The sequence below is a fragment of the Flavobacterium sp. XN-5 genome (assembly GCF_008033395.2).
GTDB lineage: Bacteria > Bacteroidota > Bacteroidia > Flavobacteriales > Flavobacteriaceae > Flavobacterium > Flavobacterium hiemivividum.
The window spans coordinates 188,833-204,478 of record NZ_VOGZ02000002.1; the positions used below are offsets into that span (position 1 = coordinate 188,833).

The window sequence follows — 15,646 nt, forward strand, 5'->3', positions numbered from 1 at the left end:
AAAACACCAGCATTGCTGGTGTTTTTCGTTTGTGATTGTTTTATAAAATATTATTTATCTTTCGTAAACGGTATTTTTTGAGTGTCACCAATAATCATTTCAAAACCAGTTTGACTATCATTAAATTGGAATTTCAATCCTGCTCTTTTAGATTCAAATAAGTTCTTCCCTATTGGTTCTACTGAAAACGATGGATAATCAGTAATCAGCACATTTAGCACACCATTTTTCTCTGAAAAAACAATTTTTATTGGCGCTTGCGCATTCGAGTAGCTACCTAAGTAACCATCTAAAATTAAATCTTTTTCAACAGTACCTTTATCAGAAGTCCACACATTATTTTCTGAGTTACTATCTGGAAAAACATGCTCTGGATCTAAAGTGATGCTTTCAATTTCCTCTGTAGAATTATGCTTAAACGACCATTCCTTGTTTTTTTGCCAAATCTCAACAGGTAGTTTTATTCTTTCGACCTTACCGCTTTTTGTTTTTACATCTAAGATTATAGGCATAGGCATTTTTTCGAAATTTTCAACGGTAATGATAACTCCTTGTTTAGGATCATTTTTTACATATTTGATTCCATTAATACCTTGGTCAAAACGCCAGTTGTACTGAAACCAACCACGCCAAAACCAACTTAAATCTTCACCTGCAACATTCTCCATCGTTCTAAAGAAATCATCTGGAGTAGGATGTTTATAAGCCCAACGTTCAATATAAGTGCGTAAAGCCAAATCAAAACGTTCTTTTCCTAAAATTTGCTCACGCAAAATTGTTAATCCTGTACTAGGTTTATAATACAGTAAAAGACCAATATTAGCTTCTTTCATATTATCAGGAGAACTCATCACCGCTTCTAAATGTGGACTTGTAAACATTTCCGCATTTTGATGTAAATTCATCGCCTCCTCTTTGTACTCACCATTATTAAATTCAGCTGTACTCAATGAATTTAGAAAGGTATTGAAACCTTCATCCATCCAACCAAATAAACGCTCATTTGAACCTACAATCATTGGAAACCAAATATGACCAAATTCATGATCAGTAACTCCCCATAAATCAGCTCCTTTAGATTCCCAGCTACAGAAAACGATTCCTGGATATTCCATTCCACCTTCATTTCCTGCCACATTTGTAGCCACTGGATAGGGATATTCTAACCATTTTTTAGAATAATGCTCGATAGAATATTTAGTATATTCACTAGAACGTCCCCAAGCCTCGTTACCTGCACTTTCAACCGGATAAGCCGATAATGCTAATGATTTTTTTCCGCTTGGAAGGTTAATTTTAGCACCATCTAAAATAAATGCCGCTGAAGAAGCCCAAGATAAATCTCTAGCATTTTTAAATTTATAATGCCATGTTTTAGTAGCTGTGGAAGTGTTTTTTGCTAATGCAGTTACTTCTTCTTCGGTACGAATTACAACCGTATTGTCACTTAGTTTCGCCTTAGCTAATCTATTTTGCTCAACAGCACTATATACTGCTGTAGGATTCACTAACTCACCCGAAGAAACCACAATGTGATTTGCTGGTGCAGTAATCTTAATGTCAAAATCACCATATTCTAAATAAAATTCAGATGCTCCTAAATAGGGATGCGTATTCCAACCTCTTACATCGTCATAAACACACATGCGCGGATACCACTGTGCGATGGTAAAAATTTTTCCGTTTTTAGTTTCCAAAACTCCAGTTCTATCTGAACCTTCCATTGGAGAAATATAAGAGAAATCAATTTTAATTTTTACGACTCCGCCTTTTGCCTTCAAGACCTGCGGAAGAAAAACCTGCATTCTGGTATCGCTAATCATATATTTAGCGTCAACTTCGGTAGTTATCCCTTTGATAGTACTAACAATTTTCACCGATTTGATTTTATGACCTCCGTCAAAAACCTCACCTTGACCTCCATTGCGACTACCCGTTAATGGAACAACAGCATTACCACGTGAATCTTCTTTAAATAGATTTTGGTCTAAGTTCATCCATACAAAAGACATCGTATCAGGACTATTGTTAGTGTAGGTAATTAAATCCGTACCAATAATTTCGTTGTTACTCTCGTTCAATTTTGCCGTTAGTTGATAATCGGCTCTGTTTTGCCAATATTCTGCACCTGGCTGACCACTTGCCGATCTTGTACTGGTTCCATTCTTTGTGTAAAAAAATGGCGCAAAAGCATCATAGTAATTGTAATTTGACTCTGACGTACTTACCTTATTTGCAGGAGCTTGTTGTGCATAAAGGGAAGTAATCCCCAATAATAAAACCATTTGAAGCATGGTTTTAAACCTAATATTTTTCATGTTTTTCGTTGTTTGTAAGCAAATTAAGTAAAAATAATTGTACTGGTATAGTTAATTCAATCCTTTAATGAAAAATTAAGAAATTATTTATGGTAGTTTTCCTTATTAATTATGAAAATTAAGAAATATCTTTACAATCCTAATTAATCATAAATACAGCTTTCATTTTGATAACAACAATAACAAATTCAAATTTAACTGCAGCAATTAAACACCTTGGAGCAGAATTATGTTCTTTAAAAAGTAAGCTAAATGTCGAATATATCTGGGAAGGCAATCCTGATTTTTGGGGCAAGCACTCTCCTGTTTTATTTCCAATAGTAGGAACTTTAAAAAATAATACTTACCAATATAATGGTGCAGAGTATCAATTATCACGACATGGTTTTGCTAGAGATATGGTATTCGAATTAATTGAAAAAAATGAAAATAGCGCCACTTTTACAATAAAGTCATCTGAAGAAACCATAAAAAAATATCCATTTGATTTCGAGCTGCAGATCATTTATACTCTTGACGGCGATAGCTTGACTATTGCTTATAAGGTGCTAAACAACAGCAACACACAAATGCCTTTTTCGCTAGGAGCACATCCAGCTTTTGCTCTAGCAGGCAATTTTGAAGACTATAATTTACAATTTGAAAAAGACGAAGTTTTAGAATACAGCCTCTTGCAAAATGATTTGATTTCTAATGAAACTAAAATACTTGCTAAGACCAATAATTTGGTTCCGCTAAAACATGAATTATTTAAGGACGATGCTTTGATTTTTAAAACATTGCAATCCCACTTTTTAACAATCTCGAAGAATCAAACACCATTCCTTAGAATTCATTATGCTTCTTTTCCACATCTTGGAATTTGGACAAAAATGAATGCGCCGTTTCTTTGTATCGAACCTTGGTTTGGATATTCTGATTCAATTGATAATAATGGAAATATAATGGACAAAGAAGGCATTCAAATCTTAGATCCAGACCAGCCTTTTAATACCGAATTTAGTATCGAAATCCTTTAAGCCACAAAATAAATGCTAACTATAAACTTCTCTCCATTTCCAAATCTAGAAACTGAACGTCTGTCTTTGAGACGTGTTAATAAAAATGATGCAAGCGCTATTCTCGAATTACGTTCAAGCCCTGAATCCATGAAATACATTCCAAGACCATTACTTAAAACTACTGAGGATGCTCTGGAACACATTGCAATGATAGATGATAAAATCGATAATAACGAAGGTATAAACTGGGCTATAACACTTAAAAATGATTCGGAATTAATCGGTCTAATCGGATTTTACAGAATAAGACCAGAACATTATCGTGCTGAAATAGGTTATATGCTTCTCCCTGACTTTAGCGGAAAAGGAATAATTTCAGAGGCCATAAATGAATTAATGAACTATGGTTTTAAGACAATGCACTTGCACTCTGTTGAAGGAGTTATTGATCCAAATAATCTAGCTTCGGAGAAGGTTTTGCAAAAAAATGGATTCATAAAAGAAGCCCATTTAAGAGAAAATGAATATTTTGAAGGACGTTTTTGGGATAGTGTAATTTATTCGAAATTAAATCAATTATAACATTCCAGTTAATTCATATTTTATAATATTTAGATTACATATTTCTTCGCTTTTACTATATATTTGCAACTAATGCTCAAAATAGTAAATCTATTCATTGTTCAGTCAATTTAACCTTATGAAAAAACTACTTTTTTTTATTGTTCTTTTAATTTCATTTCAATTACAAAGTCAGACGTACGTTAAAGTTAATGCTTTAACCACTTTGTTATCTATTCCTAATGTAGGTATCGAAACCAGTATAGGTGAAAAATCAACTTTCCACTTTGATATTTTGGGTTCTCCTTGGAAATCAGTTAATGGAAAACCGAGACAATTTTATACTATTACACCAGAATATAGATATCATTTTAAAGAAAAATTCAATGGTTTTTATCTGGGAGCACACATTGGTGCAAGTGTGTTTAACTTCCAAAAATGGAATTATTTAAACACGGATAATTATGAAAAAGGCTTGGGATATTTTATTGGAGGTACTATTGGTTATCAAGCTAAAATAAATGATAAATTCATGTTGGACTGCTTTATAGGCGGTGGTTCTCATCAAGGTTTTTACAAAGGTTATCTTTTAAGCACCGGAGAACGATACGATAATGCTACAAATTACAATAAAAGCGGTGAATGGATTCCTTACAGAGGAGGAATTATGGTGTCTTATCGAATAAATTAACGCTATTTATCAAATTTAGACAGAGATTGAATATAGAGTTCTTCGACTTCTTTCCTTGCCCAATCTGTCTTTCTTAAAAAAGTAAGACTTGATTTTACACTTGGATTGTCATTAAAACATTTAATTTTTACCAATTCACCCAAAGTATCAAAACCATAATGATCTACTAGTTTTTCCAAGATTGATTTTAGCGTTATTCCGTGAAGCGGATCTTTTGACTGCTGCTTTTCCATAGTGCAAATTTAAATCAATTTTATAAAAAATAGTGTCGATTCATTGATTTGTTCCTACATTTGTAGTCCTATGCTAAAAAAAGTCAACATACTTAATAAAAGAGCCCGATACGATTATGAAATAATCGAAAAATTCACTGCAGGAATTGTTTTGGCGGGTACTGAAATCAAGTCCATCCGTTTAGGAAAGGCCAATATTACTGAGAGTTTTTGTGAATTCAGTGGCACAGAACTCTTTGCCATCAACACCTATATCGAAGAATATACTTTTGGAAATCAATTCAATCACAAAGCAAGAAGCGAGCGAAAACTGTTGTTAAACAAAAGAGAATTAAAGAGTTTAGCCCGAAGTGTTCAAGCCAAAGGTTTGACAATAGTTCCTTTAAAGTTATTTACGAACGAGAAAGGAATGGCCAAACTTGAAATAGGACTTTGTCGCGGTAAGAAAACATACGACAAACGAGAATCATTAAAAGAAGCAGATACTAAGCGCGATTTAGCCCGTATCAAAAAAGAGTTTTAATAAAAAAAAGGGTAAATGCAATTACCCTTTTTTACCGTCAATTTTGATGACTTAAATTGTCAATATTATCTACAACCTAGTTTAAAAATGAGAACATTACTCAAAGAGGCTCGTGAGCTTAAGAACCTTAAAACAAGAGAAGTAGCTCAACTTTTAAGGATCGACCAAGCACTTATCAGTAAATTTGAGAGTGGAACTCGAAAACCAACCAAAGATCAAGTTTCAAAATTAGCTACGCTATTAGATATTGATTATGAAACAATTATGATTTCTTGGTTGAAAGAAAAAATAATCCATGAAATAGGTAATGATGAATTTGCTTTAAAAGCTTTACGTGCTGCAGAAGAAGAAATTAGATTAAATTCAAGCTCGACAGTTAAAAAAGTATCAACAGTACTCCAACAACTTTTAGATGAAATCGATTCTTTTAAAGCAAAACTGAATCTTTCGAAACAAATTGAAAATAATAGCTTCACCGAGGCTTTAGAAATAGAATACACCTATAATACTAATTCACTGGAAGGAAACACACTCTCGCTGGAAGAAACTGAGTCGGTTGTTAATGAAGGCCAAACTATTTCTGGCAAAAGCATGCGCGAGCATCTAGAAGCAATTAACCATCAAGAAGCAATTGCATTTATTAAAAATAAGGTTGAAAGCAATACAATTTTTACTGAAAAAGAACTGCTATCCATTCATGCTATTATTTTAAGAGGAGTACTTCCTAAAGAATCAGGTCATTACCGCGCTGTGTCGATCACAATTAAGGATCGAAGTTTTACTCCTTGTGAACCGGCATCGATTCCACTAGAATTAGAAGCTCTTTTCAATTGGTACGAAATGAATAAAAATCTAATACATCCCATAATATTGGCTGCCACAATAAAACAGCGCATACTTACAATTCACCCATTTATAAATGGAAACGGAAAGGTATCTCGGCTAATTATGAATTTTGTGCTATTGCAGCATGGTTACCTGATTGCAAACATTAAAGCTGAAAATGACAGCCGCAACAGGTATTTCCAATCATTAAAAGAATCGATTTCTAAAGAAAATAATGATGCTTTCACGTTATATCTAGCTCAAATCGAGAAAGAAAGTTTAGAAAACAACATTAGAACTATTAGCCAATAAGAAAGCCCCTTTTTAAAGAGGCTTTACTTTAATTTTTATCTTCTAATAAAGGTACGAATTTAAATTCGCCCAGCTCATGCTTCTCAAACTGAGTTTCATTTACCCGAATTAGCAAAGTCATAATCTGTACAGTATCACCTAACGGAATCACAAGCCTACCTCCTACTTTTAATTGCGCCATTAGCGGCTGCGGAATAAAAGGAGCTCCTGCAGTAACAATAATACTGTCAAAGGGAGCATAACCTGGTAAGCCTTTATATCCGTCACCAAAGGAAAGATGTTTTGGACGAATTCCTAATTTGGGTAACAAAGTAGAAGTCTGTTTAAACAATTCATTTTGTCGTTCCACACTGAACACCTTTGCTCCCATCAAACATAAAACTGCCGTTTGATATCCAGAGCCAGTTCCTATTTCTAATACTTTGTGCTCTTTTTTAATTTCTAACAGTTGAGATTGAAAAGCAACCGTGTAAGGCTGCGAAATAGTTTGACCGGCACCAATAGGGAAAGCCTTGTCCTGATAGGCATAATCTTCAAAACTGGAATTCAAAAACAAGTGTCGCGGTATCTTTTTAATCGCATCCAACACATTCACATCGGTAATCCCTTTTCCCCTTAAAACGCTTACTAATTGATTCCGAAGTCCTTGATGTTTGGCTGTATCTTTCAAAGTTTATTATTTTATTTTAGCAAAAATAGAAGTAAAAATACCAATAAACAAGTCCTAAATTCGAGATCAAATTATTACTAGTTTAATTGCAATTTGCTATTTTAAAAAATGGATTTTTAATTTTAATTGCTATTTTTGTAGAAACAACATTATTATGCTGAAAATTGGAGTATTAGGTGCTGGACACCTAGGAAAAATACATTTACGTTTATTACAACAGTCTGAAAAATATGAATTAGTTGGATTTTACGATCCAAATCAAGAGAATGCCGAGAAAATTTCTAAAGAATTTGGATACAAACATTTTAGTACAATTGCGACTCTTATTCATGCAGTTGACGTAATAGACATTGTTACTCCAACCCTTTCCCATTATAAATGTGCCAAAGTTGCCATCAAATCTGGTAAACACGTTTTTATAGAAAAACCCATTTCAAATACGATTGAAGAAGCAGAAGAAATTATTGCTTTGGCAAATGAATATAATGTTAAGGGACAAGTGGGACATGTGGAACGTTTCAATCCCGCATTTATCGCCACTAAAAATATGATTGATAAACCTATGTTTATTGAAACGCATCGTTTGGCTGAGTTCAATCCTCGTGGTACAGACGTTCCTGTAGTTTTGGATTTAATGATCCATGATATCGATGTGATTTTAAGCGTAGTACAATCTAAAGTAAAAAACATAAGTGCAAGTGGAGTCTCGGTAATTAGCGATACACCCGATATTGCAAATGCCCGAATCGAATTTGAAAATGGATGCGTTGCTAATTTAACTGCCAGTAGAATTTCGATGAAAAACATGCGAAAAACACGTTTCTTTCAAAAAGATGCCTACATATCTGTCGATTTCCTAGAGAAAAAATGCGAAGTGGTAAGAATGAAAGATGCACCAGAAACTCCAGGTGATTTTGATATGATTTTGCAAAATGCCGAAGGAGTAAAAAAACAAATCTATTTTTCGAATCCTGATGTGGAACAAAACAATGCCATTCTTGAGGAACTGGAAACATTTGCAGATGCAATAAATAATAATACTGCACCTATTGTCACTTTAGATCAAGCTACAGAAGCTTTGCGAGTTGCGCATCAAATTATCGATTGTTTCAAGAAATAGAACAGCCTTTCAAAATTTAAAAGTTAAACGAGAAAACTTTAGAATTAAATATACAATAAATGAAAATAATAGCAGTAATCGGTGCAGGAACAATGGGAAATGGAATTGCCCATACATTTGCCCAAAGTGGTTTTACAGTAAAATTAATTGATGTATCTGAAAAATCTTTAGATAAAGGAATGGCGACAATTGCTGCCAATTTAGATAGAATGATTTCAAAAGGAGTTATTACCCAAGAAGACAAAGTAAAAACGATCACAAATATAATTACCTACACGGATATTAAAGACGGAGTTGTAGGTGTGGATTTAGTGGTAGAAGCTGCAACGGAGAATGTAGAATTAAAGCTAAATATTTTCAAACAATTGAATGAGGCTTGTTCTCACAATACGATATTAGCAACAAATACATCTTCGATTTCTATAACTCAAATTGGAGCGGTAGTTTCACATCCCGAACGCGTTATTGGTATGCACTTTATGAATCCAGTGCCTATCATGAAATTGGTCGAAATCATCCGTGGATACAACACCAGTGATGAAGTGACGAAAACTATTATGACGCTTTCAGAAAAGTTAGGAAAGACACCAGTCGAAGTCAATGATTACCCCGGTTTTGTCGCTAATAGAATTTTGATGCCAATGATCAATGAAGCTATCGAAACATTATACAATAAAGTAGCTGGTGTATATGAGATTGACACGGTAATGAAACTAGGAATGGGCCATCCTATGGGACCATTGCAATTAGCTGATTTCATAGGTCTTGATGTGTGTCTTGCCATTCTAAACGTAATGTATGACGGATTCAAAAACCCAAAATACGCTCCTTGCCCACTACTAGTAAATATGGTTCGCGCCGGAAAATTAGGAGTGAAATCTGGTGAAGGATTCTACGATTATTCAGAGAGCAAAAAAGCAGAGAAAATCTCAAAACAGTTTGCGTAAAGTCAAAGTTGGTAGTCGTAGTTTCTATTGAATATTGCAACTACCAACTTAAAACAATAAATAATGTCCAGAATTATTCCTTTTAGAGCGGAGTATTCTATTAATGATAACACTTTTCGTAAAGTTGTTACTTTCGAATTGAAAAAAAATCATCTGTTCAATATATACTTTTAGCTGCTAACAATTACAATATTAGAGCTTAGGTGAATATTGTTCAAATTATACCCAAAAAAAAAGACTTGTTTTAACTCTAAATCTAATAACACATAATCATCTATGAACTTTATTTCGATTAAAAGAGTTTATATATAAAAACCCTCTCTATGTCAATAGCTGAAAATTTACTTTCGATAAAAAATACCTTAGCAGAGCAGCTAACGCTGGTTGCTGTTTCTAAAACTAAACCTATTCCAGATTTGATGGAAGCTTATGATGCGGGTCAACGTATTTTCGGTGAAAACAAAATTCAGGAGATGACTGAAAAATGGGAACAAATGCCTAAAGATATTCAATGGCACATGATAGGTCATGTTCAGACAAATAAGGTTAAATTTATGGCTGAATTTGTCAGCTTGATTCATGGAGTAGACAGCTTTAAATTACTCAATGAAATTAATAAACAAGCTTTAAAAAACAATAGAATTATTGATTGCTTACTGCAAATGCATATTGCGGAGGAAGAAACAAAATTTGGTCTCGATGAAGACGAACTAAATGCTATTCTCGCTTCACTTGAATTTGCGGAAATGAAAAACATACGAATCACAGGATTAATGGGAATGGCCACATTTACAGAGAACCAAGATCAAATAAAAAAGGAGTTTTTGCATTTGAAATCCATTTTTGATAAATTACAATCGCATCATTCTGAAAACTGTCAATTGAATACGCTCTCGATGGGAATGTCTGGCGATTATAAGCTGGCTATCGAATGTGGAAGCACGATGATTCGCATAGGAAGTAGTATATTTGGGGGGAGATGATATTTCAATGACAATGACAACTGAAATTCAAAATAAAATATAATTAACAATGGAAGTTGACGAACCAAATTTTGATAAAATCTATAATTTTGAAGATCGTTTGGTTCGATTTGCTGGCGAATATATTTTCTTTGTTAGAAAATTAGAAAAATCATACGAAATCGAATATTACAAAACCAACTTATAAGATCTTCGGGAAGTGCTGCATTAAATTATGGAGAAGCCCAAGGTACGATAACTAGCAAAGATTTTATTTTCAAAGCTTCATTAACGGTAAAGGAATTGAAAGAATCTAGAAAATCATTAAAAGCTCTTGATTATATAAAAGCAGGCGATTCAGAAGAAAAAAATAGCTTTTGACAGAAGTGGAAGAACTTATCGCAATAACTTCAAAAATGATTAATAATAAAAAATAATTCGATCATAATGACAATGTTTTTTCAATAACAATTGCAATTACAAAGACAAATACAAATTTTACTTTTTTAGGAATTGATATTGTTTTTTGAAATTAAGTTTGATATTGGCATTGCTATTTAAAATTGAAATTGATATTGACAATGTACGCAATACTAGACATAGAAACCACCGGAGGACAATTCAATGAAGAAGGAATTACTGAAATCGCCATATACAAATATGATGGTCATGAAATAATAGATCAATTCATAAGTTTAGTCAATCCTGAGATTCCAATTCAACCCTTTGTAGTAAAATTAACTGGGATTAATAACGCCATGTTACAGTCGGCTCCCAAGTTTTTTGAAGTTGCAAAACGAATCATCGAAATGACAAATAATTGCGTACTTGTAGCACACAATGCCGATTTCGATTACCGAATATTACGAACAGAGTTTCGTCGCTTAGGTTATGATTATAATGTAAGAACACTTTGCACCGTTGAATTATCTAAAAAATTACTTCCGGAACAACCTTCTCACAGTTTAGGAAAACTTGTTAGAGCCTTAGGAATTCCAATGGCTGACAGACATCGCGCTAGTGGCGACGCCTTAGCTACAGTGAAATTATTTAAAATGTTACTGGACAAAGATTTAGAAAAAGCAATTATCAAAGATCTCATTAAATCGGAAATACAAAAAGGAATTGCTCCAAAATTAATGGATATTATTGAAAGTTTACCTTCAAGAACAGGAGTCTATTACATTCACAATAAGGAAGGTAAAATAATATTTATAGGAAAAAGTAAAAATATTAAAAAAAGAGTGAATCAGCATTTTACTGGAATAACTCGAAGCGCTAAAAAAATTCAAGCTGAAGTGTTTACGGTAACTTTTGAGGAAACCGGAAGTGAATTAATAGCCCTTTTAAAGGAAACCGAGGAAATAAAGATAAACAAACCTATTTATAACCGAATGTCGAGAAAGAGTACTTATTCATGGTCTATTTATTCCGAGAAAGATGCCACTGGATATTTAAATTTGAAACTTGCAAAAGCAGACGGTAGGAAAAAAGAAATCCTCTCTTTTGTTAACGCTCAAGAAGGCAATCATGTCTTGACTTCGATAACAAATGAATTCAAGTTATGCCATAAATTAACTGGGTTATCTACTTCTAAAACAAACTGTTACCGCCACACCATTAATGAATGTGATGGCGCTTGTATTGGCAGTATTACGACGTTGGAGTATAACGCAAGAGTAACTAATTTTATCACCCAAAGCTCATTTGACAACAAGAATATGATTATCGTTGAAAAAGGGCGAACTGTCAATGAACGCAGTGCCGTTTTAGTCGAAAACGGTATTTACAAAGGCTATGTTTTTTACGATTTAAATTATCAGATCAATAATATCGAAATCCTGAAAAACATTATCGTTCCAATGCAAAATAATCGAGATACACGTACAATTATTCAGGGGCATATTAGAAAAAACAAAGGATTTAAAATCATTAATTTCTAAAATTAAATTCCAAATACTACGCTTTCTTATGCCTGATATAAAATCAAAATACGAACGTTTTAGACAAAAAGTTAATATCATAATCCATGGTACTGGAACAAAAGCGGGTCGGTTATTCGATTTAATTCTGCTAGGTCTTATTGTACTGAGTGTCCTTTTAGTGATGATGGAAACCGTTAGTGGATTTGACGCCAAGTACCATCGTACCTTAGTATTACTTGAATGGATTATCACCGGATTATTTACGCTGGAATACCTGCTTAGAATCATTTCGATTAATAAGCCTTGGAAATACATAATTAGCTTTTACGGTATTATCGATTTACTTGCAATTCTCCCTATGTATCTCTCATTTTTCGTTCTGGGAACAAGTGTTCTCACTGTCATTCGTTCTTTACGTTTATTGCGATTATTCAAAATATTAAACCATCCAAAGTTTATAACCCAATCCTCACAACTCAACCAAGCCGTTAAAGCAAGTAGAGGAAAAATAATTGTTTTTATCTACTTTGTTCTTATCAGCACCATATTAATTGGCTCAATAATGTTCCTTGTAGAAGGTCGAGAAAATGGATTTACTAGTATTCCTGTCAGTATCTATTGGACAATCGTGACCTTAACCACCGTTGGATATGGAGATATTTCCCCCGCTACACCATTAGGTCAATTTATCGCCTCTTTAGTAATGATTTTAGGTTACGGAATCATCGCGGTACCAACTGGAATTGTAACTGCTGAAATAGCCAAAAGTTCGCAAAACCTTGCTGTAAAACCAAAAAACCCATGCAGTGCTTGTGGTAACGAAGATCATCCTGAGGATGCTAATTATTGCCCTCATTGCGGACATTCCTTTACCACTAACTAATTTATGAAGCTATTTCCAGCTATTCACTACAACTCCTCCGCCTGGAAGTTGTATTTCTAAGACATAAAAGGAGCTTCCTAAGGCGCTCTTTTACATTTAGAAATACTAACTTGCAATCGTCCGGGGTTTACGTTGCTATCTGGGCTAAAAATAAATATGAAACAACTAATCACCATCGTCGGACCTACAGCCATAGGAAAAACAGCCTTGAGTATAATCTTGGCTAATCATTATAAATGCGAAATCATTTCCTGTGACAGCCGTCAATTTTTCAAGGAAATGACAATTGGAACTGCCGTTCCATCAGCAACCGAATTAGCTGCCGCTCCGCATCATTTTATTCAGAACAAATCGATATTCGAAAACTACAGTGTAGGTGATTTTGAAAAAGAAGCCATTAAAAAAATGGAGGAATTATTTCTGACAAATGACTACGTAGTACTAGTAGGCGGTTCTGGTTTATATGTTAATGCGATTTTAAAAGGATTTGACGATTTTCCCGAAATTGATCCTTCAGTAAGAGAAGCTGTTAATGCGCAATATGAAAAATTAGGCATCATCTATTTACAAGAGCAATTAAAAGCGCTCGATTTAGCATATTTCGATAAAATTACAAATGAGAATCCACAAACTCTGCAAAACCCACAACGCATGATGCGCTTTGTAGAAGTTTGCATTGGCGCAGGACAGCCATATTCTTCCTTTTTAAACCAGAAAAAGAACGAACGTAGCTTCACTCCTATTCTCATTGCTCTTGAAGCTGAAAGAAGCTTAATGTACAACCGAATCAACCAACGGGTTGATATCATGATAAGCGAAGGTTTATTGGCAGAAGCCAAAGGATTGTACACAAATAAAGAACTGAACGCCTTGCAAACAGTAGGTTATCGAGAACTCTTCAGTTATCTAGACGGCGATTTTAGCTTAGAATTTGCCATTGAAGAAATCAAGAAAAACACACGACGTTTTGCTAAACGCCAACTCACTTGGTTCAAAAGAGAGGAAAGCACAAAATGGTTTGATTTTGAGACTCCATATGAGGCTATTATTAGCTACATCAATTCAATAAAATAAAAATGCACTTTAGCAATCTCGGTATCATACTGGTTTCTAAAGTATTAAAAATTAAACTTACATGCCAATATCTCCAAATTTCACTTCTATTTTAAGTAAGGATTGGGAAATCAATTTTACACAATGCATGCCAAATGGCTACTTAAAATACACTGACTTGTGCAATATTTTACAACTAACAGCTGCGGCACATTCAGATATGGGTGGCATCAGTTTTTCTGATATGCAGGAATTCGACCAAGCATGGGTATTAAGCAGAATGCGTGTTGAGATTAGCGCGCTTCCGAAATGGAGAGACGTTGTAACGGTAACAACATGGATAAACACCCTAGAAAACTCCCGTTCTGTGCGTGCCTTAGAAATGCATTTAAATGGAGTTAAAATAGTAGGTTCAGAAACTTTTTGGGCCGTTTTTAATACAGAGAAACGCCGTCCGGAAGCATTGGCGTTGCCTTATGAACATTTCGAACTCTATCCCGAAAGAAACCCTACGCAAGAAAGTTTTTCCAAAATAACCGTTAATCCAGAGAAGGAAGTTGTTTTTGAAAAAGTAGTCTATTTATCTGATTTAGATATTGTCAATCACGTCAACAATGTAAAATACCTAGAATGGTGCTTAGATCATGTGGACGATAAATTGATTCTCAATCAAAAGATGAGCAGTTTTGAAATGAATTTCATGAAGGAACTTTCCTTAAATGACACCGTTATTATTCATGAGAATCTATGTGAAGAATCCACTACCTTTAGTATAACAAAAGAGAATAAAAACTGTTTTGCTTTACAACTGAATTGGCAATAAAGAATAACATTTCGACAAAACTCCCCCCAAAAAAAAAGGCTCCGATTTCTCGAAGCCTTTTCTATTTTATTTCTCTACTTTGTTCTTAACAACAAGTCTAAATCCTTCACCATGAATGTTTAGAATTTCAACATCTTCGTCCAATTTAAGATACTTTCTTAATTTAGCGATGTAAACGTCCATACTTCTAGATGTGAAATAGTTATCGTCTCTCCATATTTTTGTCAAGGCTAATTCTCTTGGCATTAAATCATTTTCATGAAGAATCAACATTTTTAATAACTCATTCTCTTTTGGAGACAGTTTTATTGGTTCTTGATTGTCAAAAGTTAAAAATCTCAATTTAGAATTAAGATGAAACTTCCCAATATTGAATTCATGTTGAACTTGTTCTGTTTTAGAATCAGAAGATTTTCTTTGAATGATCGCTTTTATCTTCATCAAAAGTACTTCTGAATCAAAAGGCTTGTTCAAATAATCATCAGCTCCTGCTTTATAACCTTTCAAAACGTCTTCTTTCATCGATTTTGCCGTAAGGAAAATAATAGGCACTTCGCTATTTTTCTCTCTTATCTCCTTCGCTAATGTATATCCGTCTTTGTATGGCATCATTACATCAAGAATACATAAGTCATAAGTATCTTTCTTGAATTTTTCAAATCCTTCCATACCGTTTTTAGCTAAAGTAACTTCAAAATCATTTAACATTAAATAATCTTTAAGTACCGCACCAAAATTAAGGTCGTCTTCTACTAAAAGTATTTTTTTATTTATATTTTCCATGTTCTATTATATTAGT

The 15,646-nt window shown here is 33.8% G+C and carries 18 protein-coding genes; 14 read left to right on the top strand and 4 right to left on the bottom strand.

Annotation, left to right across the window (positions count from 1 at the left end; translation table 11 throughout):
* Positions 1–50: 50 nt before the first annotated feature.
* On the bottom strand, positions 51–2,318 hold the full coding sequence (locus FQU23_RS06110) for a M1 family metallopeptidase (protein WP_147673083.1): 2,268 nt from the start codon (positions 2,316–2,318) through the stop codon (positions 51–53).
* A 167-nt stretch (positions 2,319–2,485) separates the two neighbouring features.
* Between FQU23_RS06110 and FQU23_RS06115 the strand changes: the two genes are divergently transcribed.
* The 3 genes from FQU23_RS06115 to FQU23_RS06125 all read left to right on the top strand — a co-directional run bounded on the left by FQU23_RS06115 (position 2,486) and on the right by FQU23_RS06125 (position 4,571).
* On the top strand, positions 2,486–3,337 hold the full coding sequence (locus tag FQU23_RS06115; RefSeq protein WP_147673084.1) for an aldose 1-epimerase family protein: 852 nt from the start codon (positions 2,486–2,488) through the stop codon (positions 3,335–3,337).
* A 12-nt stretch (positions 3,338–3,349) separates the two neighbouring features.
* Positions 3,350–3,901: a GNAT family N-acetyltransferase gene (locus FQU23_RS06120; protein ID WP_147673085.1), complete on the top strand. Its 552-nt coding sequence runs from the start codon at positions 3,350–3,352 to the stop codon at positions 3,899–3,901.
* A gap of 118 nt (positions 3,902–4,019) precedes the next feature.
* Positions 4,020–4,571, top strand: a complete 552-nt coding sequence (locus tag FQU23_RS06125) for a DUF3575 domain-containing protein (protein ID WP_147673086.1) — start codon at positions 4,020–4,022, stop codon at positions 4,569–4,571.
* A 2-nt stretch (positions 4,572–4,573) separates the two neighbouring features.
* Here the strand turns inward: FQU23_RS06125 and FQU23_RS06130 are convergent, their stop codons facing one another.
* Positions 4,574–4,804 carry a VF530 family DNA-binding protein gene (locus tag FQU23_RS06130; protein WP_147673087.1) on the bottom strand — a complete coding sequence of 77 codons (231 nt, stop codon included), beginning with the start codon at positions 4,802–4,804 and terminating at the stop codon, positions 4,574–4,576.
* A 70-nt stretch (positions 4,805–4,874) separates the two neighbouring features.
* Here FQU23_RS06130 and smpB point away from each other — a divergent pair, with 70 nt between their 5' ends.
* Together smpB and FQU23_RS06140 are read left to right on the top strand one after the other, a co-directional pair.
* On the top strand, positions 4,875–5,327 hold the full coding sequence (gene smpB / locus FQU23_RS06135; RefSeq protein ID WP_132109528.1) for an SsrA-binding protein SmpB: 453 nt from the start codon (positions 4,875–4,877) through the stop codon (positions 5,325–5,327).
* An 87-nt stretch (positions 5,328–5,414) separates the two neighbouring features.
* The gene (locus FQU23_RS06140; protein ID WP_147673088.1) at positions 5,415–6,464 is read left to right on the top strand and encodes a Fic family protein; all 1,050 of its coding nucleotides are present in this window, start codon (positions 5,415–5,417) and stop codon (positions 6,462–6,464) included.
* Positions 6,465–6,492: 28 nt separating this feature from the next.
* Here the strand turns inward: FQU23_RS06140 and FQU23_RS06145 are convergent, their stop codons facing one another.
* Positions 6,493–7,134, bottom strand: coding sequence for a protein-L-isoaspartate(D-aspartate) O-methyltransferase (locus FQU23_RS06145; protein ID WP_147673089.1), 642 nt, complete (start codon positions 7,132–7,134; stop codon positions 6,493–6,495).
* Between the two features lie 154 nt (positions 7,135–7,288).
* Here FQU23_RS06145 and FQU23_RS06150 point away from each other — a divergent pair, with 154 nt between their 5' ends.
* The 9 genes from FQU23_RS06150 to FQU23_RS06185 all read left to right on the top strand — a co-directional run bounded on the left by FQU23_RS06150 (position 7,289) and on the right by FQU23_RS06185 (position 14,847).
* Positions 7,289–8,254: a Gfo/Idh/MocA family protein gene (locus FQU23_RS06150; RefSeq protein ID WP_147673090.1), complete on the top strand. Its 966-nt coding sequence runs from the start codon at positions 7,289–7,291 to the stop codon at positions 8,252–8,254.
* Positions 8,255–8,313: 59 nt separating this feature from the next.
* A complete protein-coding gene (locus FQU23_RS06155) occupies positions 8,314–9,201 on the top strand; it encodes a 3-hydroxyacyl-CoA dehydrogenase family protein (RefSeq protein ID WP_147673091.1) in 888 nt (295 codons plus the stop codon).
* A 323-nt stretch (positions 9,202–9,524) separates the two neighbouring features.
* Positions 9,525–10,184 carry a YggS family pyridoxal phosphate-dependent enzyme gene (locus FQU23_RS06160; RefSeq protein ID WP_147673092.1) on the top strand — a complete coding sequence of 220 codons (660 nt, stop codon included), beginning with the start codon at positions 9,525–9,527 and terminating at the stop codon, positions 10,182–10,184.
* A 49-nt stretch (positions 10,185–10,233) separates the two neighbouring features.
* Positions 10,234–10,371 (top strand): hypothetical protein, encoded by a 138-nt coding sequence (locus FQU23_RS16160; RefSeq protein ID WP_245181075.1) that lies wholly within the window; start codon positions 10,234–10,236, stop codon positions 10,369–10,371.
* A complete protein-coding gene (locus FQU23_RS16165; protein ID WP_317165185.1) occupies positions 10,368–10,544 on the top strand; it encodes a four helix bundle protein in 177 nt (58 codons plus the stop codon). The genes FQU23_RS16160 and FQU23_RS16165 overlap by 4 nt, the downstream gene beginning before the upstream one ends.
* A gap of 200 nt (positions 10,545–10,744) precedes the next feature.
* On the top strand, positions 10,745–12,106 hold the full coding sequence (locus FQU23_RS06170) for an exonuclease domain-containing protein (protein ID WP_147673093.1): 1,362 nt from the start codon (positions 10,745–10,747) through the stop codon (positions 12,104–12,106).
* A gap of 28 nt (positions 12,107–12,134) precedes the next feature.
* Positions 12,135–12,971: an ion transporter gene (locus FQU23_RS06175; RefSeq protein WP_147673094.1), complete on the top strand. Its 837-nt coding sequence runs from the start codon at positions 12,135–12,137 to the stop codon at positions 12,969–12,971.
* 156 nt (positions 12,972–13,127) lie between these two features.
* Positions 13,128–14,045, top strand: coding sequence for a tRNA (adenosine(37)-N6)-dimethylallyltransferase MiaA (miaA, locus tag FQU23_RS06180; protein ID WP_147673095.1), 918 nt, complete (start codon positions 13,128–13,130; stop codon positions 14,043–14,045).
* Between the two features lie 61 nt (positions 14,046–14,106).
* Positions 14,107–14,847 (top strand): acyl-[acyl-carrier-protein] thioesterase, encoded by a 741-nt coding sequence (locus FQU23_RS06185; protein WP_147673096.1) that lies wholly within the window; start codon positions 14,107–14,109, stop codon positions 14,845–14,847.
* Positions 14,848–14,913: 66 nt separating this feature from the next.
* Here FQU23_RS06185 and FQU23_RS06190 read toward each other — a convergent pair whose 3' ends face one another.
* Positions 14,914–15,630, bottom strand: coding sequence for a response regulator transcription factor (locus FQU23_RS06190; protein ID WP_132109517.1), 717 nt, complete (start codon positions 15,628–15,630; stop codon positions 14,914–14,916).
* Positions 15,631–15,646 lie beyond the last annotated feature (16 nt).

Excerpts from the sequence above, each read along its gene's own strand:
- FQU23_RS06160 (WP_147673092.1), top strand. The coding sequence starts at position 9,525 with ATGTCAATAGCTGAAAATTTACTTTCGATAAAAAATACCTTAGCAGAG.
- FQU23_RS06170 (WP_147673093.1), top strand. The coding sequence starts at position 10,745 with ATGTACGCAATACTAGACATAGAAACCACCGGAGGACAATTCAATGAA.
- miaA (WP_147673095.1), top strand. The coding sequence starts at position 13,128 with ATGAAACAACTAATCACCATCGTCGGACCTACAGCCATAGGAAAAACA.
- FQU23_RS06130 (WP_147673087.1), bottom strand. The coding sequence starts at position 4,804 with ATGGAAAAGCAGCAGTCAAAAGATCCGCTTCACGGAATAACGCTAAAA.
- FQU23_RS06120 (WP_147673085.1), top strand. The coding sequence starts at position 3,350 with ATGCTAACTATAAACTTCTCTCCATTTCCAAATCTAGAAACTGAACGT.
- FQU23_RS06155 (WP_147673091.1), top strand. The coding sequence starts at position 8,314 with ATGAAAATAATAGCAGTAATCGGTGCAGGAACAATGGGAAATGGAATT.
- FQU23_RS06140 (WP_147673088.1), top strand. The coding sequence starts at position 5,415 with ATGAGAACATTACTCAAAGAGGCTCGTGAGCTTAAGAACCTTAAAACA.
- smpB (WP_132109528.1), top strand. The coding sequence starts at position 4,875 with ATGCTAAAAAAAGTCAACATACTTAATAAAAGAGCCCGATACGATTAT.
- FQU23_RS06110 (WP_147673083.1), bottom strand. The coding sequence starts at position 2,318 with ATGAAAAATATTAGGTTTAAAACCATGCTTCAAATGGTTTTATTATTG.
- FQU23_RS06175 (WP_147673094.1), top strand. The coding sequence starts at position 12,135 with ATGCCTGATATAAAATCAAAATACGAACGTTTTAGACAAAAAGTTAAT.
- FQU23_RS06150 (WP_147673090.1), top strand. The coding sequence starts at position 7,289 with ATGCTGAAAATTGGAGTATTAGGTGCTGGACACCTAGGAAAAATACAT.
- FQU23_RS06125 (WP_147673086.1), top strand. The coding sequence starts at position 4,020 with ATGAAAAAACTACTTTTTTTTATTGTTCTTTTAATTTCATTTCAATTA.
- FQU23_RS16160 (WP_245181075.1), top strand. The coding sequence starts at position 10,234 with ATGGAAGTTGACGAACCAAATTTTGATAAAATCTATAATTTTGAAGAT.
- FQU23_RS06185 (WP_147673096.1), top strand. The coding sequence starts at position 14,107 with ATGCCAATATCTCCAAATTTCACTTCTATTTTAAGTAAGGATTGGGAA.
- FQU23_RS06190 (WP_132109517.1), bottom strand. The coding sequence starts at position 15,630 with ATGGAAAATATAAATAAAAAAATACTTTTAGTAGAAGACGACCTTAAT.